General features: G+C 65.3%; 26 protein-coding genes and 1 other RNA gene. 14 read left to right on the forward strand and 13 right to left on the reverse strand.

Annotated features, from left to right (window positions below; all coding sequences use genetic code 11):
• Positions 1-20 precede the first annotated feature (20 nt).
• The 3 genes from LRS53_RS19240 to yaaA all read right to left on the reverse strand — a co-directional run bounded on the left by LRS53_RS19240 (position 21) and on the right by yaaA (position 3,640).
• The gene (locus LRS53_RS19240; protein WP_231356978.1) at positions 21-884 is read right to left on the reverse strand and encodes a TIGR01459 family HAD-type hydrolase; all 864 of its coding nucleotides are present in this window, start codon (positions 882-884) and stop codon (positions 21-23) included.
• A gap of 117 nt (positions 885-1,001) precedes the next feature.
• Positions 1,002-2,462, reverse strand: a complete 1,461-nt coding sequence (locus LRS53_RS19245; protein ID WP_231356979.1) for a mannose-1-phosphate guanylyltransferase/mannose-6-phosphate isomerase — start codon at positions 2,460-2,462, stop codon at positions 1,002-1,004.
• A gap of 398 nt (positions 2,463-2,860) precedes the next feature.
• Positions 2,861-3,640: a peroxide stress protein YaaA gene (gene yaaA / locus LRS53_RS19250; RefSeq protein ID WP_231356980.1), complete on the reverse strand. Its 780-nt coding sequence runs from the start codon at positions 3,638-3,640 to the stop codon at positions 2,861-2,863.
• Between the two features lie 354 nt (positions 3,641-3,994).
• Here yaaA and LRS53_RS19255 point away from each other — a divergent pair, with 354 nt between their 5' ends.
• The 4 genes from LRS53_RS19255 to moaE all read left to right on the forward strand — a co-directional run bounded on the left by LRS53_RS19255 (position 3,995) and on the right by moaE (position 6,798).
• Positions 3,995-5,386, forward strand: a complete 1,392-nt coding sequence (locus tag LRS53_RS19255) for a PhoH family protein (RefSeq protein WP_017639124.1) — start codon at positions 3,995-3,997, stop codon at positions 5,384-5,386.
• Positions 5,387-5,615: 229 nt separating this feature from the next.
• Entirely contained in the window at positions 5,616-6,095 is a 480-nt protein-coding gene (gene moaC / locus LRS53_RS19260) for a cyclic pyranopterin monophosphate synthase MoaC (RefSeq protein WP_231356981.1), read from the forward strand.
• The gene (locus LRS53_RS19265) at positions 6,092-6,343 is read left to right on the forward strand and encodes a MoaD/ThiS family protein (protein ID WP_017639126.1); all 252 of its coding nucleotides are present in this window, start codon (positions 6,092-6,094) and stop codon (positions 6,341-6,343) included. Before moaC ends, LRS53_RS19265 begins: the two co-directional genes overlap by 4 nt.
• A 2-nt stretch (positions 6,344-6,345) precedes the next feature.
• A complete protein-coding gene (gene moaE / locus LRS53_RS19270) occupies positions 6,346-6,798 on the forward strand; it encodes a molybdopterin synthase catalytic subunit MoaE (RefSeq protein ID WP_231356982.1) in 453 nt (150 codons plus the stop codon).
• 252 nt (positions 6,799-7,050) lie between these two features.
• On the opposite strand, the gene rhlB is transcribed toward moaE, so the two are convergent.
• The 3 genes from rhlB to LRS53_RS19285 all read right to left on the reverse strand — a co-directional run bounded on the left by rhlB (position 7,051) and on the right by LRS53_RS19285 (position 10,434).
• Positions 7,051-8,544, reverse strand: a complete 1,494-nt coding sequence (rhlB, locus tag LRS53_RS19275; protein WP_231356983.1) for an ATP-dependent RNA helicase RhlB — start codon at positions 8,542-8,544, stop codon at positions 7,051-7,053.
• Between the two features lie 95 nt (positions 8,545-8,639).
• Positions 8,640-9,590 carry a GGDEF domain-containing protein gene (locus LRS53_RS19280; protein ID WP_231356984.1) on the reverse strand — a complete coding sequence of 317 codons (951 nt, stop codon included), beginning with the start codon at positions 9,588-9,590 and terminating at the stop codon, positions 8,640-8,642.
• Between the two features lie 199 nt (positions 9,591-9,789).
• On the reverse strand, positions 9,790-10,434 hold the full coding sequence (locus LRS53_RS19285; RefSeq protein WP_231357089.1) for an alpha/beta hydrolase: 645 nt from the start codon (positions 10,432-10,434) through the stop codon (positions 9,790-9,792).
• Positions 10,435-10,817: 383 nt separating this feature from the next.
• Between LRS53_RS19285 and LRS53_RS19290 the strand changes: the two genes are divergently transcribed.
• The 7 genes from LRS53_RS19290 to LRS53_RS19320 all read left to right on the forward strand — a co-directional run bounded on the left by LRS53_RS19290 (position 10,818) and on the right by LRS53_RS19320 (position 17,229).
• Positions 10,818-11,846 carry an amino acid ABC transporter substrate-binding protein gene (locus tag LRS53_RS19290; protein ID WP_017639131.1) on the forward strand — a complete coding sequence of 343 codons (1,029 nt, stop codon included), beginning with the start codon at positions 10,818-10,820 and terminating at the stop codon, positions 11,844-11,846.
• 100 nt (positions 11,847-11,946) lie between these two features.
• Entirely contained in the window at positions 11,947-13,134 is a 1,188-nt protein-coding gene (locus LRS53_RS19295) for an amino acid ABC transporter permease (RefSeq protein WP_017639132.1), read from the forward strand.
• A gap of 9 nt (positions 13,135-13,143) precedes the next feature.
• A complete protein-coding gene (locus tag LRS53_RS19300) occupies positions 13,144-14,244 on the forward strand; it encodes an amino acid ABC transporter permease (RefSeq protein ID WP_017639133.1) in 1,101 nt (366 codons plus the stop codon).
• A gap of 10 nt (positions 14,245-14,254) precedes the next feature.
• The gene (locus LRS53_RS19305) at positions 14,255-15,022 is read left to right on the forward strand and encodes an amino acid ABC transporter ATP-binding protein (RefSeq protein ID WP_017639134.1); all 768 of its coding nucleotides are present in this window, start codon (positions 14,255-14,257) and stop codon (positions 15,020-15,022) included.
• A 265-nt stretch (positions 15,023-15,287) separates the two neighbouring features.
• On the forward strand, positions 15,288-15,980 hold the full coding sequence (gene pcsA / locus LRS53_RS19310; protein WP_085982652.1) for a phosphatidylcholine synthase: 693 nt from the start codon (positions 15,288-15,290) through the stop codon (positions 15,978-15,980).
• Between the two features lie 2 nt (positions 15,981-15,982).
• Entirely contained in the window at positions 15,983-16,303 is a 321-nt protein-coding gene (locus LRS53_RS19315; protein WP_231356985.1) for a GIY-YIG nuclease family protein, read from the forward strand.
• Positions 16,291-17,229, forward strand: coding sequence for a glutathione S-transferase family protein (locus LRS53_RS19320; protein WP_231356986.1), 939 nt, complete (start codon positions 16,291-16,293; stop codon positions 17,227-17,229). The genes LRS53_RS19315 and LRS53_RS19320 overlap by 13 nt, the downstream gene beginning before the upstream one ends.
• 59 nt (positions 17,230-17,288) lie before the next feature.
• Here LRS53_RS19320 and LRS53_RS19325 read toward each other — a convergent pair whose 3' ends face one another.
• From LRS53_RS19325 to LRS53_RS19345, 5 genes are all read right to left on the reverse strand, one after another.
• Positions 17,289-17,909 (reverse strand): flavin reductase family protein, encoded by a 621-nt coding sequence (locus tag LRS53_RS19325; protein ID WP_231356987.1) that lies wholly within the window; start codon positions 17,907-17,909, stop codon positions 17,289-17,291.
• A gap of 10 nt (positions 17,910-17,919) precedes the next feature.
• A complete protein-coding gene (locus tag LRS53_RS19330) occupies positions 17,920-18,390 on the reverse strand; it encodes a metallophosphoesterase family protein (protein WP_231356988.1) in 471 nt (156 codons plus the stop codon).
• 9 nt (positions 18,391-18,399) lie between these two features.
• Entirely contained in the window at positions 18,400-19,929 is a 1,530-nt protein-coding gene (locus tag LRS53_RS19335; protein ID WP_231356989.1) for an apoptosis inducing factor family protein, read from the reverse strand.
• Between the two features lie 79 nt (positions 19,930-20,008).
• On the reverse strand, positions 20,009-20,923 hold the full coding sequence (locus tag LRS53_RS19340) for a cation diffusion facilitator family transporter (RefSeq protein ID WP_184292183.1): 915 nt from the start codon (positions 20,921-20,923) through the stop codon (positions 20,009-20,011).
• Positions 20,923-21,348: a hypothetical protein gene (locus LRS53_RS19345; protein ID WP_017639149.1), complete on the reverse strand. Its 426-nt coding sequence runs from the start codon at positions 21,346-21,348 to the stop codon at positions 20,923-20,925. Before LRS53_RS19345 ends, LRS53_RS19340 begins: the two co-directional genes overlap by 1 nt.
• 127 nt (positions 21,349-21,475) lie before the next feature.
• On the opposite strand from LRS53_RS19345, the gene LRS53_RS19350 reads away from it, so the two are divergent.
• The 3 genes from LRS53_RS19350 (at position 21,476) to LRS53_RS19360 (ending at position 24,647) form a co-directional block, all read left to right on the forward strand.
• Positions 21,476-21,551, forward strand: a non-coding RNA gene (locus tag LRS53_RS19350) — sX9 sRNA.
• Between the two features lie 43 nt (positions 21,552-21,594).
• The gene (gene hrpB, locus LRS53_RS19355) at positions 21,595-24,099 is read left to right on the forward strand and encodes an ATP-dependent helicase HrpB (RefSeq protein ID WP_231356990.1); all 2,505 of its coding nucleotides are present in this window, start codon (positions 21,595-21,597) and stop codon (positions 24,097-24,099) included.
• 119 nt (positions 24,100-24,218) lie between these two features.
• Positions 24,219-24,647 carry a pyridoxamine 5'-phosphate oxidase family protein gene (locus LRS53_RS19360; RefSeq protein ID WP_093254001.1) on the forward strand — a complete coding sequence of 143 codons (429 nt, stop codon included), beginning with the start codon at positions 24,219-24,221 and terminating at the stop codon, positions 24,645-24,647.
• Positions 24,648-24,651: 4 nt separating this feature from the next.
• Here the strand turns inward: LRS53_RS19360 and LRS53_RS19365 are convergent, their stop codons facing one another.
• The gene (locus tag LRS53_RS19365) at positions 24,652-25,860 is read right to left on the reverse strand and encodes an amino acid deaminase (protein ID WP_231356991.1); all 1,209 of its coding nucleotides are present in this window, start codon (positions 25,858-25,860) and stop codon (positions 24,652-24,654) included.
• Entirely contained in the window at positions 25,857-26,630 is a 774-nt protein-coding gene (locus tag LRS53_RS19370; protein ID WP_231356992.1) for an IclR family transcriptional regulator, read from the reverse strand. The genes LRS53_RS19365 and LRS53_RS19370 overlap by 4 nt, the downstream gene beginning before the upstream one ends.
• Positions 26,631-26,634: the final 4 nt, after the last annotated feature.

Raw genomic sequence — 26,634 nt, forward strand, 5'->3', positions numbered from 1 at the left:
CCTCGGCGTACGGAAAAGGATTAGGCCAGACCGGCCGCGGCGAAGCGCGGACGCTCGGGATGTTGCCTGAGCAACGGCTCGAGACCCTCGCGGGTCGGCTCCTGATTGAAGCCCAGCCCGAGCGCCTCGCGGTGGATGCCGGTGGTGGCCAGCCAGAGGCAGTCGATACCTGCCGCCACTGCACCGGGCACATCGGTCACCAGGGAGTCGCCGACGAACAGCAGGTGCCTGGCACCCCGTTCGGCCAGCGCCCCTGCCGCGCGATGGAAGGCATAGGGATCGGGCTTGCCGTACCAGGTAACCTCGCCACCCAGGGCAGCGAAGCGATCGGCCAGCTTGCCGGCCGCATAGAAGGGTAGACCGCCGGACACCACGTTGCGATCCGGGTTGGCGCAGAGAAAAGGCTTGTCCAGGGCAGTCGCCAAGGGTGCGAAGCGGGTCTCCAGCTCGTCTTCCGGAAAGCTGCCGACGCCGAGGATGATGGCGGCCTGGTCAATATCCTCGACGAAACGCGCGCGGATTTCCGCGGGCCAGCCGACCTGGCCGGTGCCAGGACCGGAGAGGTAGATGCCACCAGTGCGAAATTTAGGGTCTTGTTGAAAGGCGTCGATGGCCAGCTGGCCCGAGGTGGTGATGCCGGCGAAGAGGTCGCGCGACACGCCCAGCTTGCCCAGCTCTTCGACCATGCCGTCTGCATCGCGGGAGGCATTGCTGAGGAACCACACCGGCTTGCCCTCGGCGGCGCGACGCTCCAGCCAGGCGCGAGCACCGGGAAAGGTCTCGTAGCCGTCGATCAGCACGCCCCAGAGGTCGAGGATGAAGCCGTCGTAGGCGGCCAGCGCCTCGTCCAGTTGAGCGAGGCGGAGCAGGGTGGGAGCGGTCATGCGGCGGATCCGATGGCGAAAAGGGGAAACGACAAGCCTAACCCGTTTTGCCGAGCGGCTGCCGAAAACACAGACACCGGCCTGAGCCGGTGTCTGTTTGGTGCCTGTTGGCAGTGCTTAGCGCGTGGGCGCCTTGCCGGCCTTGGCAACTTCCAGGGCCTGGGTGTCGACGCGGCCGTAGATGTCTTCGAAGCGGACGATGTCGTCTTCGCCCAGGTAGCCACCAGACTGCACTTCGATCAGCTCCAGCGGTACCTTGCCGGGGTTGGCCAGGCGGTGCACGGAGGTCATCGGCAGGTAGGTGGACTGGTTCTCGGTCAGCAGGAAGACCTTGTCGTCACAGGTGACCTCGGCGGTACCGGAGACCACGATCCAGTGTTCGGCACGGTGGTGGTGCATCTGCAGCGACAGCTGAGCGCCCGGCTTGACGGTGATGCGCTTGACCTGGAAGCGCTGGCCCATGTCGATGGAGTCGTAGGAACCCCAGGGACGGAAGACTTCCTGGTGCGCCTTGACCTCGTTGCGATTCTGCTTCTCGAGGGTGTTGACCAGCTTCTTGACGTCCTGGACCTTGTCCTTGTGGGCGATCATGACGGCGTCCTTGGTTTCCACCACGACCACGTTGTCCAGGCCGACCAGGGTCACCAGCTTGCCGTTGCCGTGCACCAGGCAGTTACGGCTGTCATGCAGGACGACGTCGCCCTTGAGGACGTTGCCGTTGCTGTCCTTGGCATGGACGTCCCACAGCGCGGACCAGGAACCAACATCGTTCCAGCCGGCGCTCATGGGTACCACGCAGGCGCGGGTGGTCTTTTCCATCACGGCGTAGTCGATGGAGTTGTCCGGGCAGACGGCGAAGGTGGCGGCATCGATGCTGATGTTGATGCCGTCGATGCTGCTGCGCTCCAGTGCCAGCAGGCAGGTGTCATAGATGTCGGTGTCGTGCTTCTTCAGCTCTTCCAGGAAACGGCTGGCGCGGAACAGGAAGATGCCGCTGTTCCAGCAGTAGTCGCCGGAAGCCACGTATTCGGTAGCGGTGACGGCGTCGGGCTTCTCGACGAAGCGCTCGACGTGGGACACGCCCTGGGGCAGGCCATCGTTGGAACCGGTCTTGATGTAGCCGTAGCCGGTCTCGGGCGCGGTGGCCGGAATGCCGAACAGCACCATCTCGCCACGCTCGGCGGCGGCAGCGGCCTGTTGCAGGGCGGCCTTGAACTGGGCTTCGTCCTCGATCACGTGATCGGCGGGCAACACCAGCATCAGGTCGTCCTTGCCGTCAGCGACCAGTTGCATGGCGGCGATGGCCACGGCCGGCGCGGTGTTGCGACCGAAGGGCTCCATGATCAGCGCCTGCGGCTTGCACTCGACGGCCTTGAGCTGCTCTTCCACCAGGTAACGGTGTTCGGCGTTGCAGACGATGATGGGGCAATCGATGCTGCCCTCGCAGCCCAGGCGATTGATGGTCTCCTGGAACATGGTCTGTTCGCTGGTCAGGGCCAGGAACTGCTTGGGGTAGAGCTTGCGCGAGAGGGGCCAGAGTCGCGAGCCGCTACCACCGGACAGGATGACGGGAATCATGGGCGTTACTCCTTCAGCGTCTGCTGATTTGTGGCCGCTGTCCCTGAGGTCGGGACGAAGCGTCCATGCTTCGAAAAGATCAACCGGCCGAAGCGTCGACCGGTACAAATTGAACGTGCGGACTGATTGCCATTGGCCATCATGGCCTAGGGCAAGGACCAGACAAAGACAGAATCAAACGAAAGTGGTTCTCAGCGAATTTTCCTTTTTCCGGAAAGGCAGCGATTTTGAGACGTCTGGCAACTTTTCTTGCCTGAAGCATCTCCGCTACGGGGCTGAAACCTTTTTTATTGGAGGGAGATGACAGTCTTTCACGGATGGCAGGCGTCGAATGTGACCCTCTAGCCAGTTCGGCGGCCCAGTGTGCGGGCAATTGTGCCATCCGTCGATTCGCCCGGCTAATCCGGCGGTGTATCGCGCAGGAACACCAGCGTGTCGGCCGAGGAGCGCTCGGTCGAGTAGCGATAGCCCTGGTCACCGAACTCGCGCAACTCGTCCACCGTGGAGACGCGCTGCTTGATCACGTGCCGCGCCATCAGGCCGCGCGCCTTCTTGGCGTAGAAACTGATGATCTTGTAGTCGCCATTCTTGAGATCGCGAAACTCCACATCCACGACTCGGGCCTGCAGGCGCGCCCGGCGCACCGCGCTGAAATATTCGTTCGAGGCCAGATTCAGCAGGACGTCGTCCCCCTGGGCCGCGAGATCCGCCTTGAGCCAGTCGCTGATACGCTCGCCCCAGAAGGCATAGAGATCCTTGCCGCGCGGATTGGCGAACTTGGTGCCCATTTCCAGGCGATAGGGCTGCATCAGGTCCAGCGGGCGCAGCAGGCCGTAAAGACCGGACAGCATGCGTAGGTGGCGCTGGGCGAAATCGAAGTCGTCTTCCAGGAAATCCTCGGCGGCGAGCCCGGTGTAGACGTCACCCTTGAACGCCAGCAGCGCCTGCTTGGCATTCTCCGGCGTGAAATCCGGGGTCCAGCTGCCGAAGCGGGCGACATTGAGGGTGGCGATCTTGTCGGACACCCCCATGAGCGCGGCGACCTCTGCCGGGGCGAGCTGGCGAAGTCCGTCGATCAGTTCGCGGGAGTGCTCCAGGTATTGCGGCAGGGTATGGCGGGACGTGCTGGGCGGTGTGCTGTAGTCCAGCGTCTTGGCGGGGGAAATCACCATCAGCATCGGCTTGGCTCCTCTGGGCGAGGCGCCATTCTAGAAGTCTCCGCCGCTCGGCTCCAGTGGGCCTTGCCGATGGAGTCGATAGGTATTGACCACGGTCTCGGGGCGAGGTTGCTGGGTCGGGCGGCAACATCGACAGCTCCGTGAAAAAAATTGGATGCGGCCAAAAAAAGCTTTTGTGCCTCAGGTCTTTTGCGTTATTACCAAAGTGTCCGTCGCATCTCTCGGGTCCCGTGCCCTCATGTTGGCCGGTCCGTGAACCCGTTGCTGGAGCGACGGCACCTTTCGCCGCGGAGCGTCGTTCTGGCGCTCCGTCGACAGGCTTGCGAGTCAAGCGTTTCTACGAGGTGACCGAGTATGGATGATCACGGACGTTCCCGCCCCACCCAGCCCACCCTCTATGTGCTCGACACCAACGTACTGATCCACGATCCCAACGCGCTGCTCAATTTCGAGGAGCATCACGTCGCCATCCCCATGACGGTCCTGGAGGAACTCGACAAGCTCAAGACCGGCAAGCACAACGTTGCCGCCGAATGCCGGCAGGCGATCCGCCTGATCGACAGTGTCCTGGCCGAATCCTCGCCCGAGGACGTCGAGCGGGGCGTACCCATCCCCCGCGGCAAGGGCGAGGCCAAGGGGCGGCTGTCCATCCTCATGGGACGTCGCGCCGGGCCCATGGCCTGCCTGCCCGACGACATCAACGACAACCGCATCATCAACCAGCTCGTCGAATTGCGCACCCAGCATCCCCAGGAGCGGGTGGTGCTGGTCACCAAGGACATCAACATGCGCCTCAAGGCGCGTGGTTGCGGCATCGCCGCCGAGGACTACCAGACCGACCAGTTGCTCGATGATGTCTCCCTGCTGTCCCAGGGTTATCACAACCTACCGGGGTCCTTCTGGGACAACGTGAGCAAGGTGGAAAGCCGGCAGGAGCTGGGCCGGGTCTGGCACCGGGTGCAGCTGTCGGCCGAAATGCCGCCGTTCAACGTCAATGACTTCGTGCTCGACGAGCAGGGCTTCGTCGGCTGGGTCAAGGCGGTGCGTGACGGCGAGGTGATCCTGCTCGACATGCACCAGGAGCCCCTGATGCACCAGGAAGCCTGGGGACTGAAGCCGCGGGACATCTACCAAGCGCTGGCGCTGTTCGCCCTGCTGGAGCCGGATATCCACCTGGTCAACCTGACCGGTGCGGCGGGTTCGGGCAAGACCATCCTGGCGCTGGCCGCGGCCATCGAGCAGACCATGGTCACCAAGAGATACCGGCGGATCATCGCCACCCGTAGCGTCCAGGGCCTGGACGAGGACATCGGCTTCCTGCCCGGGACCGAGGCCGAGAAGATGGAGCCCTGGCTGGGCGCCATCACCGACAACCTCGAAGCCCTGCACATGGACGACCACAACCCCCACGGCAGCGTGGACTACATCCTCAGCAAGGTGCCGTTGCAGTTCAAATCGCTGAACTACATCCGCGGTCGCAGCTTCCAGCAGAGTCTGATCCTCATCGACGAATGCCAGAACCTCACGCCACACCAGATGAAGACCATCATCACCCGCGCCGGTAGCGGCTCCAAGGTGATCTGCCTGGGCAACCTGGCGCAGATCGATACGCCTTACCTTTCCGCCACCAGCTCGGGTCTCACCTACCTGTCCGAGCGCTTCAAGGGCTTCAACCACGGAGTGCACATCACCCTGCAGGGCGTACCCCGGTCCATCCTCGCCGAATACGCAGAGTCCCATCTGTAAGTGCTAGGGCTTGTCTGAAAAGTAGCCGAGCGAAGGTCAGGCAAGGCAAAAATCCGTGAGGAAGCGGAGTTTACGAGTGGTAAATGAGCATTCCGAACGGATTTTTAACGCAGCATGACCGAGCGCAGGCACTTTTTAGACACAGCCCACGATCCCCGCCTGGTCACGGGCGGGGATCAAATCCCTAGCCGCAGGTCTACAATGGCAGGTCCTTTCCAGGAGTCATGCCGTGCTGACCCATCTCGATTCCCAAGGCCGTGCCAACATGGTCGATGTCACCGACAAGCAGGTGACCTTCCGTGAAGCCACCGCCGAAGCCCGGGTGCGCATGCGTCCGGAAACCCTCGACCTGATCCAGAGCGGCGGCCACCCCAAGGGCGATGTCTTCGCCGTGGCCCGTATCGCCGGCATCCAGGCGGCCAAGAAGACTGCCGATCTCATCCCGCTCTGCCATCCGCTGATGCTGACCGGCGTCAAGGTCCAGCTGGCCGCGGAAGCGCCCGATGCGGTGCGGATCACCGCCACCTGCAAGCTGTCCGGGCAGACCGGGGTGGAGATGGAGGCCCTGACCGCAGCCAGTGTCGCGGCCCTGACCCTTTACGACATGTGCAAGGCGGTCGATCGGGGCATGACCATCGAGGCGTTACGCCTGCTGGAAAAGAACGGCGGCAAGAGTGGCCACTTCCGCGCCGAGGAGCAGCCGGCATGATCCGCGTGCAATTCTTCGCCCGCTATCGCGAGGTGCTGGGCCTCGCCGAGGACAGTCTGGCCTGGGAGCCCGATCTGGCCACCGTCGGCGACCTGCGCGAGCACCTGGTCCAGCGCGGTGGAATCTGGACCGAGACCCTGGGCGAGCGCGGTCTCATGTGCGCCCGCAATGAAGAACTCTGCGGGCTGGCCGAGCCGCTGCGCGATGGCGACGAGGTCGCCTTCTTTCCCACCGTGACCGGAGGCTAGGCATGGCCATTCGTGTACAGGCTGCGGCTTTCGATCCTGGCCAGGAGCTCAATGCCCTGCATGCCGCCAACACCGGCATCGGTGCCGTGGTGGGTTTCGTCGGTTATGTGCGGGACTTCAACGATGGTCGAGATGTGGGTGGGTTGTTCCTCGAGCACTTTCCCGGCATGACCGAGAAGGCCCTGGCGCGCATCGTCGAAGAGGCGAATCAGCGCTGGCCGCTGCTTAACGTCGATATCCTGCATCGCATCGGTCGCCTGGAGCCGGGCGAGCCCATCGTCTTCGTCGGTACCGCCAGCGCCCATCGCCAGGCGGCCTTCGAGGCTTGCAATTTCGTGATGGACTATCTCAAGACCCGCGCACCCTTCTGGAAGAAGGAGGACACATCCGAGGGCCCGCGCTGGGTGGATGGGCGTGCCAGCGACCAAGACGCCGCGGGGCGTTGGACGACGTAGGGGAAAATCGCACAGCGTTTTCCACGTAGTGCTCCGGCTGTTGGTGGATGAGGCTGCGCCATCATCCACTCTACGACCTATCTTGTAGGAGCGACTGGCTTATCGCAGTCATGGCCATGATAGACCGTAGGTTGGGTTGAGACGGTTCCATCGTCGAAGCCCAACAGTGGTGGCCCTCGAGGCAATGTTGGGCTTCGCTGCGCTCAGCCCAACCTACCGCGGTCCGTAGGAGCCGTGGTGGGGCAGCGCTACTCAGCGCTGCCGCGGGACCGGCTTGAGCAACTCGGCTGGTGGCATCTCGCAACCGATCTTGCGCCCCAGCAGGGTTTCGATGGGCGGCAGGGCGAAGGCGTCGTCCTCACCGGCGAAGCTGATGGAGGTACCACTGGCGCCGGCGCGACCGGTACGACCGATGCGGTGCACGTAGTCGTCCGGGTCTTCCGGCAGGGTGAAGTTGATCACGTGGCTGATGCCGTCGACGTGAATGCCGCGACCGGCCACGTCGGTGGCCACCAGCACGCGGATCTTGCCGGCGCGGAAGCCTTCGAGGGTCTTGATACGCTTGTGCTGGGGCACATCGCCGGACATCTGGGCGGCGCTGATGCCGTCCTTGGTCAGGCGTTCTTCGATGCGGCGCACCTCGTCGCGACGGTTGGCGAACACCATCACCCGTTCCCAGTTGTTCTGGGCGACCAGGTTGTAGAGCAGGCGATACTTGTCGCTGGAGGACACGGCATAGACGTGCTGCTCGACGGTGTCGCTGGCCACGTTTTCCGGCTCGATCTCGACGATGGCCGGATCGGTGGTCCACTGCCGCGCCAGGTTCATCACGTCGTCGGTGAAGGTGGCGGAGAACAGCAGGGTCTGGCGTTCGCTCTTGGGCGGCGTCTGGCGGATGATCTGGCGGACCTGGGGGATGAAGCCCATGTCCAGCATGCGGTCGGCCTCGTCCAGCACCATCACCTCGACCATGTCCAGGTGCACCTCACCGCGCTGGTTGAAGTCCAGCAGACGGCCGGGGGTGGCGACCAGGATGTCGCAATAGCATGCTTCGAGCTGCTTGAGCTGCTTGTCGAAGTCCATGCCGCCGACAAAGCTCATGACGTTGAGCCCGGTGTACTTGGCCAGATCCAGAGCGTCGTTGGCGATCTGCACCACCAGCTCGCGGGTCGGCGCGATGATCAGTGCCCGCGGCTCACCCATGTACCTTTCCTTGGGCGGCGGGGTGGTCAGCAGCTGGGTGATCGTCGAGATCAGAAAGGCAGCGGTCTTGCCCGTGCCGGTCTGGGCACGGCCGATGGCGTCCTTGCCCTTGAGGGTAAAGCCCAGTACTTCCGCCTGGATAGGCGTGCAGTAGGGAAAGCCCAGGTCGTGGATGCCGTGCATCAGCCGCGGATCCAGCTTGAAGTCGTGGAAGCGCGTCTTGCCTTCCTGGGGCTCGACCGCGAAGTCTTCCAGTTTCCAGGTGTCGATCGGCTTGGGCTTGCGCGGGCTGCGTTCGCGACGTGGCTTGGCGGATTTTTCCACCTGGGCGCGCGGCTCCTGGGGGCGGGATTCCTGGCTGCGGGTTTCGCCTGGGGTACGCGGTTTGCGCGGCGCACGCTCGGCCTGGGGCTCGGGCGCGATCAGGGCAGGAGAGGAGGGGGCTTCAGGAGCGGCGCTGGGGGTAGCTTGGGGCGCAGGGGAGGGGATCGGCTGAGCGACCTCTTGATCCTTGCCCAGAAATTTTTTGAGTGCCTTGAGCACGGAGGGTCTCGATCATCGAAAGCGGAATGAGACCGCAGTGTAAAGCAACCTACGTGCCCGGCAACAACTACCTGCCGAACGCAAGCGCAATCCGCTCAGCCGCTGATCCGATTGCGCCCGGCATTCTTGGCCTGATAGAGCGACTTGTCCGCGCGCCCTACCAACTCCTCCAGGGAGTCGGCCTTGCGCATCTGGGCCAGCCCGATCGACACCGTGACGCCCGGCAGCTTGCCGCAGGGCGAATAGAAGTCCTTGATCTCCGCCAGGCTCTGGCGCAGCCGTTCAGCGATGGCGATCGCCTCGTCGCGATTGATTTCCGGCAACAGGATGACGAACTCCTCGCCGCCATAGCGCGCCATGCTGTCCTTGGGTCTCAACTGGTCGCGCAGGGTATTGGCGACCAGGCACAGGGCATAGTCGCCCGCCAGATGACCATGGGTGTCGTTGTAGCGCTTGAAGTGATCGACATCCAGCATCAGCAGGCTCAGGGGCTGCCGATTGAAGGCGCAACGGGTGCTCTCGCGCTCGAACAACTGCTCGAGGCGCCGCCGATTGAACAGGCCGGTCAGCGTATCGACATTGGCGTTGCGTTCGGTGTCGACGATGAGCTGGTTGCCACGGCGCATCCGCTCACAGAGGATGCCGAGCAGGTTGTGCATGGCCTTGGAGGAACGCTCGATCAGCTCCAGCACCAGGTCGCGATGCAGGCAGAGCACCTGGGTGTCGGCTTCGGCGATGACGTGTGCGCTGGGCCGCTCGCTGTCCATGAAGCTGATCTCGCCCGAGCATTCGCCCGGGCCGAGCAGATAGATGGGCGGATTTTCCGGCGAGCCCAGGTGGACCCGCAGGCGACCTTCCAGGACAAGGTACATGTACTGGTTGATCATGGCGGGCGAGAGCAGGCACTCACCGGCGACCAGGCTACGGGTGGCCGAGCGGGCGATCAGGGCTTCCAGCAGGTAGGTCTCCACGCCCTTGAACAGGCGCAGGTCCTTCAGGGAAGCGACCGGTACTTCGGCCAGCCAGGCCGACAAGGGGGCAGCCATCAAAGGATCACCCCGGGGGCTGAAAGGAAAACTCGGGCCATAGCTGCTCCATGCACATCACGACCTTCAGGCACCCCTACTGGACCGGATGGGTACCTCAAAGTTCGTTCGCTTGGCCCTGTCCGGGCCTCCATTCGTGCCCGGATTCCGCAAATTGTCGACCGGTTTCCAAAAACGCAACGGCTCGGCGATTCGGCCTTTATTTTCCGCCGAGACGTGCCAGTAGCCAGTCCTGAATATCCTGGATTTCCGCGGGAATGACCTCGTGGCGCATGGGATAGCTGTGCCAGAGCGCTTCCACGCCTGCGGCCACCAGCGCTTCGTAGGCAGCGCGCCCCAGGGCCAGGGGCACCACGTCATCCTGGTCGCCATGCAGGCACAGCACCGGGGTGGCACCACCGCGGTTGACCTGGGCGTCTTCGAAGCTGGGCGCATAGGTCGACAGCGCCATGACGCCACCCAGGGTGGGGCAGGCGGTGTTGTAGGCGGTATGCAGAACCACGGCGCCCCCCTGGGAGAAGCCGGCCAGCACGATGCGTTCGGCAGGAATGCCCTGGTCCTGCTGGGTCTCGATCAGCGCCTGCACCGTGGCGGCCGATGCATCCAGCTGAGCGCGGTCGATGGCCCGGGCCGGATTCATGGCCAGGATGTCGTACCAGGAGGGCATGGCCCAGCCACCATTGATGGTGACCGCCTGGGTCGGTGCCTGAGGCAGGACGAAGCGGGTTGTGGTCAGGGTGCGCTGCAACAATTCGGCAACGGGTTCGAAGTCATGCTGGGTGGCCCCCAGGCCATGCAACCAAATGACGCAGCTATCGGCGGTTCCGCTGGGCGATTCCAGCACAAGAGGCGAATTTTCCAAGGCTTTGCTCCAGTTTGGTGCCACTAAAAATGGGTGTGGTAACAGATGGTGCACAAAATGCGTGTCGCATTTTCGTAATTTAGTTGTCCGGCTTTTTGCTCGAAGTCTCGCGATTGCCGGGTTTGAGCCAAGTGAGCTTCTGTCGCATTCACTGGTCCGCAAATTGCCTCATCTAGGCTGCGGCCAGGTAGTGCACTAACAGGTAACACTGACTCACTGCTTCGTCATGCCTTCCAGTGCGTCTCCTTCTTCCCTTGATGAAGGACGCCCAGGGATCGGGTGGGCGGGTTCCACGGCAATCAGGCGAGAGACATCGTGCTGCCGTGCGACTGGAACGTAATTCATAAACAAAGTGGAGCTTATCGATGAAGATGGTGAAGTCTACCCTGGCAATTCTGACCACCGCCGCTGCTCTTGGCCTGTCCGGCATGGCTCACGCAGGCGCTACCCTGGATGCGGTGAAGAACAAAGGTTTCGTGCAATGCGGCGTCAGCGATGGCCTGCCGGGCTTCTCCTTCACCGACTCCAAGGGTGACTACAAGGGCATCGACGTCGACGTCTGCCGCGCCGTGGCCGCTGCGGTCTTCGGTGACTCCACCAAGGTTCGCTTCACTCCCCTGACCGCCAAGGAGCGTTTCACCGCGCTGCAATCCGGCGAGATCGACGTGCTGTCGCGCAACACCACCTGGACCAGCTCCCGCGATGGCGGCATGGGTCTGATCTTCGCCGGCGTCACCTACTATGACGGCCAGGGCTTCCTGGTGAGCAATAAGCTGGGTGTGAAGAGCGCCAAGGAACTGGACGGCGCTACCGTCTGCATCCAGGCCGGTACCACCACAGAACTCAACCTGGCCGACTACTTCCGTTCCAACGGCATGAAGTTCACCCCCATCACCTACAGCACCTCGGACGAGAGCGCCAAGTCGCTGGAAGCCGGTCGTTGCGACGTCCTGACCTCCGACCAGTCGCAGCTGTACGCCCAGCGCAACAAGCTGTCCAAGCCCGACGACTACGTCGTGCTGCCCGAGGTGATCTCCAAGGAGCCGCTGGCACCGGCCGTGCGGCGTGGCGACGAAGACTGGCTGACCGTGGTCAAGTGGTCGCTGTTCGCCATGGTCAACGCCGAAGAGCTGGGTCTGACCTCCGCCAACGTCGAAGCCCAGGCCAAGGACTCCAAGAACCCTGACGTGCGTCGTCTGCTCGGCGCCGATGGCGAATTCGGCAAGGATCTGAAGCTGCCGAAGGACTGGGCGGTGAAGATCGTCAAGCAGGTGGGCAACTACGGCGAAGTCTTCGAGCGCAACGTCGGCATGGGCAGCGACCTGAAGATCAAGCGTGGCCTCAACGCCCTGTGGAATGCAGGCGGTCTGCAGTACGCCCCGCCGGTCCGTTGATCTCGGCGCCTTAGTCGCCGAACACCTTCCGGATGTGCAGATTCTCGCCCTGCAGCGCTGCCCGCGCTGTGGGGCGAGAATTTAATGAGGCTCCAAGTAGATGCAAAACGTTAGCAAACCGTCCGCACCGGTCCGTGGGTCGCTGCTCACCGACCCGCAGGTACGCTCCTGGCTGTTCCAGATCGTGGCCGTGGTCGCCGTGGTGGCCTTCGGCTGGTTCCTGTTCGACAACACCCAGACCAACCTCGCCAACCGGGGCATCACCTCCGGCTTCGGCTTTCTCAACAACACCGCCGGCTTCGGCATTCCCCAGCACCTGATTCCGTACAGCGAAGGCGATACCTACGGGCGCGTCTTCCTGGTCGGTCTGCTCAACACCCTGCTGGTGTCGGTCATCGGCATCTTCCTGGCGACCATCATCGGCTTCAGCGTGGGTGTGGCGCGGTTGTCAAACAACTGGCTGCTGCGCAAGGTCGCCACGGTCTATATCGAGACCTTCCGCAACATTCCGCCGCTGCTGCTGATCTTCTTCGTCTATTTCGCCGTGCTCGCGCCCCTGCCGGGTCCGCGCCAGAGCCTGACCCTGGGCGATGCCTTCTTCGTCAACAACCGCGGCCTGTACATGCCGGCGCCGATCGCCGATGCCGGCTTTTTGCCCGGTCTGATCGCGCTGCTGATCGCCATCGTCGCCAGCGTGGTGGTGGTGCGCTGGGCGCGCAAACGGCGGCATGCCACCGGCCAGCGCTTTCCGGTGCTGTGGACCGTGCTGGCGCTGCTGATCGGGATCCCGCTGCTGGCGGCCCTGGTCTTCGGCAGGCCGTTGCACTGGGAAGTGCCGGAATTGCAGGGCTTCAACCTGCGCGGCGGCTGGGTGATCATTCCCGAGCTGGTCTCCCTGGCATTGGCCCTGTCGGTCTATACCGCGGCCTTCATCGGCGAGACGGTGCGCGGCGGTATCCAGGCGGTCAGCCACGGTCAGACCGAGGCGGCCAGTTCCCTGGGGCTGCGTCCGGGCCTGACCCTGCGGCTGGTGATCATTCCCCAGGCCTTGCGGGTGATCATCCCACCGCTGACCAACCAGTATCTGAACCTGATGAAGAACTCCTCGCTGGGCGCCGCGGTGGGCTATCCGGAGATGGTGGCGCTGTTCGCCGGCACCGTCCTGAACCAGACCGGCCAGGCCATCGAGACCATGGCCATCACCATGAGCGTCTACCTGGCCATCAGCATCAGCATCAGCATCCTGATGAACTGGTACAACAAGCGCATCGCGCTGATCGAGCGTTAAGGAGCGCGTATGAGTAACCAGACCCATACCTTCAAACCGGACCTGCCGCCGCCGCCTTCCAGCGTCGGTGCCCTGGCCTGGATTCGGGGCAATCTGTTTTCCAGCATCGGCAATACCCTGCTGACGCTGTTCGGTCTCTACATCGTCTGGCTGATCGTGCCGCCGGTGGTGAACTGGGCCTTCATCAATGCCACTTGGAGCGGCAGCACCCGTGCCGATTGCGCCCCGGGCGGCGCCTGCTGGGTGTTCATCAAGGAGCGCTTCGGGCAGTTCATGTACGGCTTCTACCCCGGCGATCAGCGCTGGCGTGTGGATCTGACCGTGGTGATCGCCGTGATCGGCGCCATCCCGCTGTTCCTCGACAGCTTCAAGCACAAGGCTCGCTACGGCTTGGCCCTGCTGGTGATCTATCCGTTGGTGGCCTTCTGGCTGCTGTATGGCGGTTTCGGTCTGCGCGTGGTGCCCACCACCGAATGGGGTGGCCTGATGCTGACCGTGGTGATCGCCGCCGTGGGCATCGTCGGCGCCTTGCCGCTGGGCATCCTGCTGGCCCTGGGACGGCGCTCCAAGCTGCCGGCGATCAAGGTCATCTGCGTGACCATGATCGAGTTCTGGCGGGGTATCCCCCTGATCACGGTGCTGTTCCTGTCGTCGGTGATGCTGCCGCTGTTCCTGCCCGATGGCATGAACCTCGACAAGCTGTTGCGCGCCATCGTCATGGTGATCATCTTCGAGGCGGCCTATATCGCCGAGGTGGTGCGGGGTGGCATGCAGGCCATTCCCAAGGGCCAGTACGAAGCCGCCGCGGCCATGGGCCTGGGCTACTGGCGGACCACCGGTCTGGTGATCCTGCCGCAGGCGCTCAAGCTGGTGATCCCGGGCATCGTCAACACCTTCATCGCGCTGTTCAAGGATTCGAGCCTGGTGGTCATCATCGGCCTGTTCGACCTGCTCAACAGCATCAAGCGCGCCACCTCCGACCCGGCCTGGCCTGGTCTGTCCACCGAAGGCTATGTGTTCGCCGCCCTGGTCTTCTGGATTTTCTGTTTCGCCATGTCCAGCTACTCCGCCCGTCTGGAGCGCAAGCTGAACACCGGCCACAAGCGTTAGGAGTCAATAGATGAACGTAAGCAACAAGCAGCCGGTCGACAGCAGCAAGGTCATGATCCAGCTCAAGGACGTGAACAAGTGGTACGGCCAGTTCCACGTGCTCAAGGACATCAACCTGACCGTGACCCAGGGCGAGCGCATCGTGCTGTGCGGACCGTCCGGCTCGGGCAAGTCCACCACCATCCGCTGCATCAATCGCCTGGAAGAGCACCAGAAGGGCCAGATCATCGTCGACGGCACCGAGCTGACCAACGATCTCAAGCAGATCGAGACCATTCGCAGCGAAGTCGGCATGGTGTTCCAGCACTTCAACCTCTTCCCGCACCTGACCGTGCTGCAGAACTGCACCCTGGCGCCCATGTGGGTGCGCAAGCTGCCGAAGAAGCAGGCCGAAGAGATCGCCATGCACTACCTGCAGCGGGTGCGCATTCCCGAGCAGGCCCACAAGTTTCCGGGCCAGCTGTCCGGTGGCCAGCAGCAGCGCGTGGCCATCGCCCGGGCGCTGTGCATGCAGCCGCGTATCATGCTGTTCGATGAGCCGACCTCGGCGCTCGACCCGGAGATGGTGAAGGAGGTGCTGGACACCATGATCGGTCTGGCCCAGGACGGCATGACCATGCTCTGCGTGACCCACGAGATGGGCTTCGCCCGCACCGTGGCCAACCGGGTGATCTTCATGGACAAGGGCGAAATCGTCGAACAGGCCGCTCCGGACCAGTTCTTCGACAACCCGCAGAATGAGCGTACGCGCCTGTTCCTCGGGCAGATTCTGCACTGAGACGCGACCGGGGTGGACACCCATCCGCCCCGGTCGTCCTGCGAACCCAATCACGGGCGTTCGGCGGGAAGGCGGGCAAAGGACCTCAAGGCGCGGTATCCTCGATGTTTGGCGCCCGGTTTCCGGGGTCGGCGGTCAAGGTCCGCCTTGCCGTTCACCGGCTTCATTGTCGATTTCGCAGCGCATCGCTAGAACGAGCGGTGCGCCGGGCAGTCGAAGCCGTCATCATAGAGAGACGCCCGTGAACTCCATTTCCCATCCGCTCATGCTGACAAAAGCCAAGGCCTGGGGCGCCCATGCGGTGACCTCCAGTGGTGTGATCCTCGCGCTTCTGGCGCTGCTCGCTCTGGTCGACGGTCAACCCAAGGGTTGCCTGATGTGGCTCGGCATCGCCCTGCTCGTCGACGGGCTCGACGGCACCCTGGCGCGCAAGTTCGAGGTCAAGCGGGTACTGCCCCACTTCGACGGTTCGGCGCTGGACCTGGTGGTCGACTACCTGACCTACGTGTTCATTCCGGCCATCTTCATCTATCGCTTCGTTCCCTTGCCGCCGCACTTCGAGCTGGTGGCGGTGGGCATCATCCTATTGTCGTCGCTGTTCTGTTTCTGCAATGTGAACATGAAGAGCGCCGACAACTACTTCGTCGGCTTTCCCGCGGCCTGGAACGTGGTGGCGCTGTATTTCTACGTGCTGGACCTGGCGCCCTGGTTCAGCATGGCAGTGGTGCTGGTACTGGCCGCCCTGACCCTGACCCGGGTCAAGTTCCTGCATCCCTTCCGTGTGCGCCAGCTGATGGCGGTGAACATCACCGTGACCTCCATCTGGCTGCTCAGCAGCGCCATGATGGTGTTCGTGCATCCCGACAAGCCGCTGTGGCTGATGGTGCTCTGGTTCGCCAGCGGCATCTACTTCGTTGGCGTGTGCGTCTGGCGTACCGCCCGGGAGTGGTTCGCCTGACGGTGAGCGACAACCCCCTGCCACCCGCGCGCACCTGGTATGTCTACCTGGTGCGTGCCGAGAATCAGGCACTCTATTGCGGCATCAGCGATGATCCCGAGCGCCGTTTTGCCCAGCACCGCAGTGGCCGCGGTGCCCGCTTCTTCGCCTCCAGCCCGGCCCAGGCGCTGGTCTATGTGGAAGCCTGCGGCGACAAGTCGGCCGCCCTGCGCCGCGAAATCCAGATCAAGAAGCTACCCAAACGAGCCAAGGAATCCCTGGTGCTGGCCCTGTCCGGTACTCTGTCCGCGGCTGATTCAGGAGTGCTGTCATGTCCGAGCTGATTCTGCATCACTACTGGCAATCGCCCTTCGCCGAGAAGGCGCGCCTGCTGCTGGGCTTCAAGGGGCTGGCCTGGCGTTCGGTGATCATTCCGCGGATGCTGCCCAAGCCCGAGTTGGTGGCCCTCACCGGTGGCTATCGCAAGACGCCGGTGCTGCAGGTGGGCGCGGACGTCTATCGCGACACGGCCCTGATCGCTCGCCGCCTGGAGGCGGAAAAGGCCGTGCCGGCGCTGTTCCCGGAAGGCCAGGAGGCGGTCGTGGCCGCCTTTGCCGGCTGGGCGGACTCGGTGTTGTTCCAGCACGCCGTGGCGCTGATGTTCCAGCCAGAGATCATGGGGCCGCGCCTGGCCAGCCTGCCGCCGGAGCAGGCCCAGGCCTTCCTGGATGACCGCAAGGCGCTGTTCAGCGGCGGCAGCCTGAACCGCCTCAGCCCCGAGCAGGCCCGGCAGCAGTTGCCGACCCTGCTGACCCGGTTGGAGACCCAACTTCAGCGTGCCTCCGGTGAATTCCTCTTCGGCGCGCCCTCGGTGGCCGACATCGCCCTGGCCCACAACTTCTGGTTCCTCAAGAGCACGCCGCAGCTGGCGCCCCTGATCGACGAGCGCCCCGAGATCGCCGCCTGGTTCGCTCGGGTGCTGGGTTTCGGCCACGGTACCCACGAGGATCTCAGTGCCGCCGAGGCGCTGGAGATCGCCAGGACGGCGGAGCCGGTGGCCTTGCCGCGTGACCAGGCGCTGGCCGTGGAGGGCTTTGCCTGGGGCGAGCGGGTAAGCGTGGCGGCGACCGACTATGGCGTGGATCCCGTGGTGGGTGAGCTGGTCCATGCCGATAGCGAAGCCCTGGTGATCCGTCGCCACGATGAGCAGCTGGGGGCCATCCAGGTGCATTTCCCGCGCCTGAATTTCCGCGTCAGCGCGGCGGGTTAGTCCTCGCGAAAACAACAACGGCGCCCAAGGGCGCCGTTTTGCATTCCGGAGCAAGCCGGTCAGTCCGGGCGGCGCATGCGGAACAGCGCGGCCTCGGTGATCTCGAAATAGTCGGCCGGGCCGCCGCCCCGTACGATGGGACGAGCGGCCGCCGTCTGGTAGATGCCGTCCTTGAGCAGGCGCCTGTCGATATGGGCCGCCACCACCTCGCCCAGCACCAGCCACTGGTCCAGGTCCTCACCAGCGGCGGTCTTGAGACGCACGATCTGGCTCAGCTTGCATTCGAAGGCCACCTGGGCCCGGGCGACCCGTGGCACCTTGACGAGGGTGGAGGGTGCGGGCTCGAGGCCCGCCAGGGCGAATTCGTCCACCTCCGGCCCGACCATGGCGCTGCTGGCGTTCATCTCCTCGGCCAGTTCGCGGGTGGCCAGATTCCAGACGAATTCACCGGTGCGCTCGATATTGGCCACGCTGTCCTTGTAGCCCTGGCTGGAAAAGCCGATCAGCGGCGGCTTGTAGTTGAAGGCGTTGAAGAAGCTGTAGGGCGCCAGGTTGAGAACGCCGGTTTCGCTATGGGAGGAGATCCAGCCGATGGGACGGGGCGCGATGATGGCGTTGAAGGGATCGTGGGGCAGGCCATGGCCCTGGGCGGGTTCGTAGGAGTGGTAGTCGATGCTCATCGGGGTTCCTTCAGGGAGTGAGTTCCAGGATCTCGGCCTGGATCTGGCCGGCGTCCAGGGTCAGGCGGCCGACGCTGATTGGCAACCGAAAGCGCCGTGGGCCGGCGCTGCCGGGGTTGACGTAGAGTACGCCATCACGCGTTTCGATCAGCGGCTTGTGCGAGTGCCCGCTGACCACCACGCGCACTGCGGCGCCGGCGGTCTCCAGGTCGAGCTCCGGCAGGATGTGCAGCATATGGACGTCGACCCCGGCCAGGGTCAGGGTGACGCGCTCGGGGATGTCATCGGCCCAGGGCACATCGTCATTGTTGCCCCGGACCACGGCCAGGGGCGCCAGCCCGCGGAGCGCATCGAGAATCTCCGGTTTGCCGATGTCGCCGGCGTGCAGGATGAAATCGCTGCCGGCGAGCGCCTCCAGGGCCTGCGGCCGAAGCAGGCCATGGGTGTCGGCGATCAGGCCGATGCGATAGGGATTGGCCATGGCAGCTCCTCAGTCGGCCTGGACGATGTCCAGGGCCTCGGCGCGTCCCAGCGGCTGGCGCAGACGCTGGGACAGGATGGCGGTAGCACGCTCTCGTTGGCAGGCGACTACACCCACTACCAGATCCTCGGCCAGCAACAGGGCGACGAAGGTCTGATCACCCAGGCTGCCGTCGAGGTGCATGTCATCCCACTGGCGGGGGTGGCCGAGGTATTCGTAACGCTTGCCGTGGTGCAGGGTCCAGAAGAAGGGGACGTCGGCATAGGCCTCGGCCTCGCCGAGCAGATTACGTGCTGCCAGGCGGCCGTGCTGCTGAGCCAGGCGCCAGTGCTCGATCCGGGTCGGCTGACCGGCATAAGGGAAGGTGGCCAGATCGCCGACGGCGTAGAGACCCTCGGCGGCCCTGAGCTGGCCGTCGACCGGGACGCTGCCGTCGTCGGCCAGGGGCAGGTTGACGAGGAAGGCAGTCGCCGGGGCGATACCGGTACCCACCAGTACTAGGTCGGCGGGTAGGCGGGTACCGTCCTTGAGCCTGACCTGGCGGACCTGACCCTCGCCTTCGAAGCCGATCACCTCGCTGGGCGCGTGGAAGATGACGCCATTGGCCTCGTGCAGGGTCTTGAAGTGCTGGCCCAGGGTCTCGCCCATCTGCTTGACGAAGGGTAGGGAGGCGGGGGAGACCACGTCCACCGCCAGGCCCTGCTTGCGCAAGGCGGAGGTGGCTTCCAGGCCGATGAAGCTGGCACCGACGATCACCGCGCGGCCCTCGGCGGGCAAGTCGGCCAGGATGGCGGCCGCGTCAGCGCGGGTCCGCAACAGTTGGATGCCCTTGAGGTCGGCGCCGGGAACGTCAAGCGGCCTGGGTTCACCACCGGTGGCGAGCACACAGCCGTCGTAGGTCAGGGTCTGTCCGTTGGCGAGTTCCAGCTGGCGGGTCTGGGGATCCAGGCGGATCACCTCGGCGTGCAGGCGTTCGATGCGCTGCTGGCGGAAGAAGTCGGCCTCGCGCAGCGGCGGCGCTTCGTCGGGGGCCTTGTCGCCCTGGAGGACGAATTTGGACAGGGCGGTCCGATCATAGGGCTCGCCCGGTTCCTGGCCGACCAGCAAGAGGCGACCGCCAAAGCCGAACTCACGCAGGGCAGCGGCGGCGGCCGTGCCTGCGGCGCCGGCGCCAACGACGACGAGCAGGCGCTCGTCACTTTGGGTTTCGGCCGCTTGTGAGGGCAGTGGCTCGGTACCGACCAGCACCTCACCATCGCGCACCTCCACCGGATAGCGCTGCAGGGCGTCCAGCGCCGGCGGTTCGCACAGGCTGCCATCGTCGACGGCAAAGCTCGCCTTGTGCCAGGGACAGACCAGCCGCCCCTGGCAGACGGCGCCCTCGGCCAGCGGGGCGCCGGCATGGGGACAGTGGGCCTGGAAGGCCCGCACCTGGTCGCCGACGCGCAGTAGCAGGATTTCGATGTCTTCGATCTTGACCGCGGTGCCACGGTCTTCGCGCAGGTCGGCGAGGCGCGCGACCGGGTACAGGGTTTTCATGGTGGGCTCCGGCGCCGTCTGGGACGCTCTCAAATCAGGCTATGCAGATTCGAGGGAGCGCAACGGTGCCGGGTTCCGCTCAGGTGGCGGGCGGCAGCGGATGACGATGGGGCACGTCGGGCGCATCCAGCGGATCGGCGTGGACCAGCACCTCGGCCTGGGGGTACTCGGCGCGGATGGCCGCTTCCACTTCGTCGCACAGCACATGAGCGCGGGACAGGCTCATCTGCCCCGGCAGCTCCAGGTGCAGTTGCACGAACCAGTGATTGCCGGAGAGACGGGTACGCAGGTCATGGGCACCGATCACACCGGGTACCTGGCAGGCCAGCTGCAGCATGTGCTCGCTGATGTCGGCGGGCAGTTCCTGGTCCATCAGCACGCCGAAGGAGTCACGAGCGATGCCATAGGCGCTCCAGAGGATGTAGAGGGCGATAGCCAGGCCGAACAGCGGATCCAGCCAGTACCAGCCGAAGCCGGTCAGCGCCAGGGCGATCAGGATGCCGACGTTGAGCAGCAGGTCGGAGCGATAGTGCAGAGCGTCGGCGCGGACCACCGTGGAATCGGTGAGACGGATGACGTGTTGCTGGTAGGCCACCAGCACGGCGGTCAGGACCAGGGAAAACAGGGTGACGACGATACCCAGGGCATGGGCGCCGAGGGGCTCGGGCTGCTGCAGGCGACCGATGGCCTGCCAGGCGATGAGTACGGCGCTGACGCCGATGAACACCGCCTGGGCGATGCCGGCCAGGGATTCGGCCTTGCCATGACCGTAGCGGTGGTCGTCGTCCGCGGGCTTGAGGGCGTAGTGCACCGCCAGCAGGTTGAACACCGAGGCCAGGCCATCGAGCAGCGAATCGGTCAGGCCGGCGAGCAGACTGACCGAGCCGCTGAACCACCAGGCCACGGCCTTGGCCAGGATCAGCGTCGTCGCCACCGCCACCGAGGCGGCGGTGGCGCGACGCAGGAGCCGCTCGGTGCGGTGCGGGTCGCTCATCAGGCGCGCGGCGCGAGACCCAGGCTGGCGAGCTGCTCGTTGCTGCCGCTGCGCTGCAGCAGGCGTGGATCGTCCAGCGGCAGGTTGTGGCCGGTGGCCTGCTGGATGATGGCCTTGAGGCGCGCGCGATCAACGCTGCCGTCCGGGTTCACCGCCTTGTTCAGCTCGCTCGGATCGACCTCGGCGCGCTTGTTGTCGGGCAGGTAGATGGCGCCGGTGGCGAAGTCCACGCCAAAGGCGATCAGGCCGGGAATGATGTAGAACAGCAGGCCGATGGCATCGAGGGCGACGATGCCCGGATCGATCCGGCCACTGCCGGTGATCTGGCCGCGGCGCTCGGGATAGAACAGCGAGCCGCAAGCGGTCAGCTGGGTGAACAGGGCGGCGGCGAGGACGCCACACACCGCGCGGGTACGCATCGACATAGACAACCTCCGGTTGGATGAGGACGCCACTATAGCGGCCGGAATCACGGCGGGCGAGACGCTTTAGAGCGACAAACAAAACTACTGCGCGTCTGCCATACAGGTGCGTGCAGTGCTCGGAATCCTCATGTACCACTCGTACACTGCGGTTCCTGCGCGCCGCGCGCACCTGCCTGACAGCCGCTCGCTACATTTTGTTAGCCGCTCTTATACTGCCCGCCCCGTTGAGACCACCGGCCGAGCCCCATGACGCCCTTGCCCATCGATGTTGTCCTGCCCGAGCTGCGCCAGGCCCTTGCCCGCCGTGATGACTGTGTGCTGGAAGCGCCGCCCGGCGCCGGCAAGACCACCCGGGTGCCCCTGGCGCTGCTGGACGAACCCTGGCTGGCCGGTCAGCGCATCCTGCTGCTCGAACCCCGACGGCTGGCGGCCCGCGCCGCAGCCGAGCGTCTGGCCGCGGAGCTGGGTGAAGGCGTCGGCGAGACGGTGGGCTATCGCATCCGCCTGGAAAGCCGGGTAGGGCCGCGCACCCGCATAGAAGTGGTCACCGAGGGCATCCTTACCCGGCGGCTGCAGGATGATCCGGCGCTGGACGGTGTCGGCCTGGTGATCTTCGACGAATTTCATGAACGCAGTCTGGACGCCGATCTGGCCCTGGCGCTGACCCTGAGCGGGCGCGAACTGCTGCGCGATACGCCGCTCAAGGTGCTGGTGATGTCCGCCACCCTGGAAGGCGAGCGTCTCGCTGCCTTGCTTGGCGAGGCGCCGGTGGTGCGCAGCGAAGGCCGGATGTTTCCGGTCACGACCCGCTGGAGTCGACCGCTCGGCCAGGACGAGCGCCTGGAAGCGCGGGTGGCCGCCACGGTGTTGCAGGCATTGGACGAGGAAACTGGCAGCCTGCTGGTATTCCTGCCCGGGCAGGCGGAGATCCGGCGCACCGCCGAGCGCCTGACGGAGCAGCTGCCTGCCGGGGTGTTGCTCTGTCCGCTGCATGGCGAGCTGGAGCTGGCGGCCCAGCGCGCCGCCATCGAGCCGGCGCCGGCCGGCAGCCGCAAGGTGGTGCTGGCCACCAATATCGCCGAGACCAGCCTAACCATCGAAGGGGTGCGGGTGGTGGTGGACGCGGGCCTGGCGCGGGTGCCGGCCTTCGATCCCGGCAGCGGTATGACCCGCCTGACCACCCGCCGCATCTCCCGCGCCTCGGCCACCCAGCGCCAGGGCCGCGCCGGCCGCCTGGAGCCGGGCGTCTGCTATCGCCTCTGGTCGGAGGAGCTGCACCAGCAGTTGCCAGCCTACGACAGCGCCGAGATTCTCCAGGCCGATCTGGCCGGGCTGGCGCTGCAACTGGCCCGCTGGGGTATGAGCGCCGAGGAGCTGGCCTGGCTCGATCCCCCGCCCGCCGCCGCCCTGGCCCAGGCCCGCGACCTGCTGATGCGCCTGGGTGCCCTGGACGCTCAGGGTGTGCTCACCAGCCACGGTCAGGCCATGAGCGGTCTGCCGGCCCATCCGCGGCTGGCGCACCTGCTGTTGCGTGGTCAGGCCTGGGGCCTGGCCGAGCGCGCCTGCGCGATCGCCGCACTATTGGGCGAGCGCGACCTGGCCCCGGGGCAGGGCGCCGACCTGCATACCCGCCTGCTGCTCCTGGCCGGTGAGGGGCGCGGTCCGCGTGGCGGGGTGGCGCGCATTCGCCAGCTGGTCCGTCAGTACCGCGGCCTGTTGCGCGGCCCGGCCGGGCAGCCGGTGGCTGATCCCGAGCACCCGCGCTGGACCGGCGCCCTGCTGGCCTGTGCCTATCCGGATCGCATCGCCCAGCAGCGCAAGGCCGGCGGCCAGGACTATCGCCTGGCCAATGGCCGGGCCGCCAGCTTTGGCGAGCCGGACGGGCTGATGAAATCGCCCTGGCTGGTGGTGGCCGACCTGGGCAGTCGCCAGGGGCAGCGCGAGGAACGCATCTACCTGGCCGCCGAACTGGATCCGGCATTGTTCGAAGGGCCGCTGGCCGAGCAGGTCGTGAGTCACGATGAATTGGACTGGGACGAGCGCGAAGGCGTCCTGCGCGCCGAGCGCCAGCGACGGGTCGGCCAGCTGGTGCTGAGTCGCGAACCGCTGAAGAACCTGGACGCCGCGGCCCGCAGCCGCGCGCTGTTGGGGCTGGTGCGGCGCAAGGGCCTGGAGCTGCTGCCCTGGACGCCGGAATTGCGCCAGTGGCAGGCGCGGGTGGCCCTGCTGCGCCAGCTGGATCTGCAGCAGAAGCAGGCGAGCGACTGGCCGGACGTCAGCGACACGGCCCTGCTGGCCAACCTGGAAGATTGGCTGTTGCCCTACCTGGACCGTGTCACCCGCCTGGCCCACTTCGCTACCCTGGATCTGACCGCCATGCTCCAGGGCCTGCTGCCCTGGCCGCTGCCGCGCCAGCTGGACGAGCTGGCCCCGCGCACCCTCGCGGTACCCTCCGGCTCCAACATCCGCCTGGACTACAGTGAGCAGCCGCCGGTGCTGGCGGTGCGGTTGCAGGAGCTGTTCGGCCTGGCCGATACCCCGCGCCTCGCCGGTGGGCGCCTGGCGGTCAAGCTACACCTGCTTTCCCCGGCGCGGCGTCCGGTGCAGGTGACCCAGGACCTGGCCAGCTTCTGGGCCAACACCTATGGCGAGGTGAAGAAGGACCTCAAGGGTCGCTATCCCAAGCACTACTGGCCGGACGATCCGCTGATCGCCGAACCGACGGCGCGGGCCAAGCCCAGGGGGACCTGAAGTCGGCAGCGCAGTCCGTCTGAAAAGCCGGGTCGGCGGCTGCGCGTCGGAACCAAGCGACAGCAGCTCCGGGTCTGAATTCAGACGGGCACTGCCTGCCCCCTACCGGAGCAATACCCATGGCCGACAAGACCCTGCACGACCTGTCCAAAGCGATGAGCGATCTGGATTTCTGCATGCTGACTACTGGCACCGGGCGTCTGACCAGCCGGCCGATGAGCAATAACGGCGACGTCGAATACGACGGCGACTCCTGGTTCTACGCCTATGAGGATTCGGCCAAGATCCGCGACATCGAGGCTGATCCGGCAGTGGGTTTGAGCTTCAGCGAGGGTAAGAGCCTACTGGGCAAGCCCGGCATCTTCATCGGCATCGAAGGGCATGCCGAGCTGATCCGCGACAAGGCGCAATTCGAGGCCCACTGGACCAAGAATCTCAATCGCTGGTTTCCCCAGGGCACCGACACGCCCGGCATGATTCTCATCAAGGTGCATGCCGAGCGCATCCGCTACTGGGATGGCGAGGAAGAGGGCGAGCTGCGTCCCTAGCGCCTCAGAAGCAGGTCGCGAAGGTCTCGACCACCTGCAGCCCCTCGTCGACGACGCAGCCCTGGCGCCACTTGTCGAAGGTCAGGCAAGGATGGGAGGTGCCCAGGGCGACGATGTCGCCGATGGCCAGCTCCGTACCTGGTGCGACGACCATGAAGGCGTGCTGGTCCATGATGGCGGTGACGGTACAGTCGCTGACATCGACGGCTTCGCTGGCGGTCTGGTCCGGCCGGTAGCGGCGTAGCGGCAGCGGCAGGCCGGCATCGTGGGCGATGTCGCGCTTGCCCAGGGCGAGGATGGCGAAACCGGGTTCGGGCATGGATTGCACGTGGGCCCAGACTTCCAGCGCCGGTTGCAGGCCTTCGTCGAGACCGGTGCGGGCCAGGACGCCACACTGGGCATCGCGATAGATCCCGTGGTCATGGACCACATAGCTGCCGGGACGCATGACGGCGAGAAAGCGCTCGCGCACTTCCAGCTGGTCGAAGGCGGCGGCGATCAGGTCGTACCAGGCCGAGCCCGAAGCGGTGACGACGGGCCGGTCGAGGGCGAAGGCGCCCTGGCCACGCAACTCCTCGGCCAGGCGCACCAGGGAATCGGCGAAGGCGCGGATGTCGGTGGCCGCCTCGGCGCCATGGATCACGCCCTCGTAACCTTCGATGCCGGTCAGCCGCAGTGCCGGTTGCTTGGCGATGGCCTGGGCCAGGGTGCGCACCTCGGCTTCGCTGCGGCAACCGCAACGGCCGCCGGGTACGCCGTATTCGATCATCACCTGCAGCGCCAGGCCGCGTGCGCCAAAGAATGCACCCAGAGCGTTGACCTGGTCGGGATGATCCACCAGGCAATGGAAGTCGAAGTCTGGATCGGCGGTGAGCAGTTCGGCGATCAGCGCCATGTTCGGCGCTCCCACCAGCTGATTGGCCATCAGTACCCGACGCACGCCGTGGGCCTGGGCAGCGCGAGTCTGCACCGCGGTGGCCAGGGTCATGCCCCAGGCGCCCACGACCAGTTGTCGCTGGAACAGCGCCGGCGCCATGCTGGTCTTGCCGTGGGGTGCCAGCTCGGCGCCGCGGTCGCTGGCGAAAGCCTGCATCCAGGCAATGTTGTGGTCGAGTGCGTCCTGGTGGATGACCAGGGCGGGCAGGGCGATGTCGCGGAGCAGGCTGGCGCCAGGACTGGCGGCGCCTTTCTCGGGGGCATGTAGAGCGGTCATGGATTCTCCTGGCCGCCCAGGCGCTGGGACAGGCGGAGAGCGCTGTCGACCAGTACCTGGCGGTACTCGGCATGGTGGGCCTGGGCGTCGGCACGGGGTGCGACGATGCACAGGGTGGCGATGTTCAGGCCGCTGGCATCCTGCACCGGGGCGGCGAAGCAGTGGGTGTAGGTGTCGGCGATGCTGTCGAAGGAAAAGAAGCCTTCGGCGCAGGCGCTACGGATCTCGGCGATAAAGGTCGCCGGGGGCAGGCGGCTGCCATCGGGCAGGATGAAGTCGTCCGGATCGATCAGGGCGAGGATCTCGGCATCGCTCAGATGACCGAGCAGCAGTCGTCCGGAAGCGGTCCAGGGAATGGGCGCGTCCTCGCCGACATTGGAGGAGATGCGAAAGGCGCGGGCGCCTTCCTTCATCAGCGAGACGGTGTACTTGCGGCCGTTGAGCTGGCACAGCTGGGCGGTCTCGCGGGTCTGGGCGACGATGTCGTCCAAGAGCAGCCCAGCCTCGCGGGCCAGGTCGAAGTGGCGCAGGTGCGCCTGGCCGAGAAAGTACAGCTCGCGGCCCAGGTAGACCTGGCCGTCGCGGCCCACGGCATCGAGCATGTGCCGCTCCAGCAAGAGGCCGACCAGGTCGTAGACGGTGGACTTGGGAATGCCCAGGCCGGCGGCGATCTCGTTGGGGCGCAGCGGCCGACCCACCCGCTTGAGGTGATCGAGGATATCGAAGGCGCGGTCCAGGCCGCGGGCTCTCTGGCGGGTAGGTTCGGTCATCTGT

This window comes from Pseudomonas sp. PLB05, assembly GCF_021106615.1.
Taxonomy (GTDB): Bacteria; Pseudomonadota; Gammaproteobacteria; order Pseudomonadales; family Pseudomonadaceae; genus Chryseomonas; species Chryseomonas benzopyrenica.

What these genes read in the sequence shown, in the direction of transcription:
- LRS53_RS19240 (WP_231356978.1), bottom strand. Translation starts at nt 884, where the DNA reads ATGACCGCTCCCACCCTGCTCCGCCTCGCTCAACTGGACGAGGCGCTG.
- LRS53_RS19245 (WP_231356979.1), bottom strand. Translation starts at nt 2,462, where the DNA reads ATGATTCCCGTCATCCTGTCCGGTGGTAGCGGCTCGCGACTCTGGCCC.
- yaaA (WP_231356980.1), bottom strand. Translation starts at nt 3,640, where the DNA reads ATGCTGATGGTGATTTCCCCCGCCAAGACGCTGGACTACAGCACACCG.
- LRS53_RS19255 (WP_017639124.1), top strand. Translation starts at nt 3,995, where the DNA reads ATGGATGATCACGGACGTTCCCGCCCCACCCAGCCCACCCTCTATGTG.
- LRS53_RS19265 (WP_017639126.1), top strand. Translation starts at nt 6,092, where the DNA reads ATGATCCGCGTGCAATTCTTCGCCCGCTATCGCGAGGTGCTGGGCCTC.
- moaE (WP_231356982.1), top strand. Translation starts at nt 6,346, where the DNA reads ATGGCCATTCGTGTACAGGCTGCGGCTTTCGATCCTGGCCAGGAGCTC.
- LRS53_RS19280 (WP_231356984.1), bottom strand. Translation starts at nt 9,590, where the DNA reads ATGGCTGCCCCCTTGTCGGCCTGGCTGGCCGAAGTACCGGTCGCTTCC.
- LRS53_RS19290 (WP_017639131.1), top strand. Translation starts at nt 10,818, where the DNA reads ATGAAGATGGTGAAGTCTACCCTGGCAATTCTGACCACCGCCGCTGCT.
- LRS53_RS19295 (WP_017639132.1), top strand. Translation starts at nt 11,947, where the DNA reads ATGCAAAACGTTAGCAAACCGTCCGCACCGGTCCGTGGGTCGCTGCTC.
- LRS53_RS19300 (WP_017639133.1), top strand. Translation starts at nt 13,144, where the DNA reads ATGAGTAACCAGACCCATACCTTCAAACCGGACCTGCCGCCGCCGCCT.
- LRS53_RS19305 (WP_017639134.1), top strand. Translation starts at nt 14,255, where the DNA reads ATGAACGTAAGCAACAAGCAGCCGGTCGACAGCAGCAAGGTCATGATC.
- pcsA (WP_085982652.1), top strand. Translation starts at nt 15,288, where the DNA reads ATGCTGACAAAAGCCAAGGCCTGGGGCGCCCATGCGGTGACCTCCAGT.
- LRS53_RS19320 (WP_231356986.1), top strand. Translation starts at nt 16,291, where the DNA reads ATGTCCGAGCTGATTCTGCATCACTACTGGCAATCGCCCTTCGCCGAG.
- LRS53_RS19325 (WP_231356987.1), bottom strand. Translation starts at nt 17,909, where the DNA reads ATGAGCATCGACTACCACTCCTACGAACCCGCCCAGGGCCATGGCCTG.
- LRS53_RS19330 (WP_231356988.1), bottom strand. Translation starts at nt 18,390, where the DNA reads ATGGCCAATCCCTATCGCATCGGCCTGATCGCCGACACCCATGGCCTG.
- LRS53_RS19335 (WP_231356989.1), bottom strand. Translation starts at nt 19,929, where the DNA reads ATGAAAACCCTGTACCCGGTCGCGCGCCTCGCCGACCTGCGCGAAGAC.
- LRS53_RS19340 (WP_184292183.1), bottom strand. Translation starts at nt 20,923, where the DNA reads ATGAGCGACCCGCACCGCACCGAGCGGCTCCTGCGTCGCGCCACCGCC.
- LRS53_RS19345 (WP_017639149.1), bottom strand. Translation starts at nt 21,348, where the DNA reads ATGTCGATGCGTACCCGCGCGGTGTGTGGCGTCCTCGCCGCCGCCCTG.
- hrpB (WP_231356990.1), top strand. Translation starts at nt 21,595, where the DNA reads ATGACGCCCTTGCCCATCGATGTTGTCCTGCCCGAGCTGCGCCAGGCC.
- LRS53_RS19360 (WP_093254001.1), top strand. Translation starts at nt 24,219, where the DNA reads ATGGCCGACAAGACCCTGCACGACCTGTCCAAAGCGATGAGCGATCTG.
- LRS53_RS19365 (WP_231356991.1), bottom strand. Translation starts at nt 25,860, where the DNA reads ATGACCGCTCTACATGCCCCCGAGAAAGGCGCCGCCAGTCCTGGCGCC.
- LRS53_RS19370 (WP_231356992.1), bottom strand. Translation starts at nt 26,630, where the DNA reads ATGACCGAACCTACCCGCCAGAGAGCCCGCGGCCTGGACCGCGCCTTC.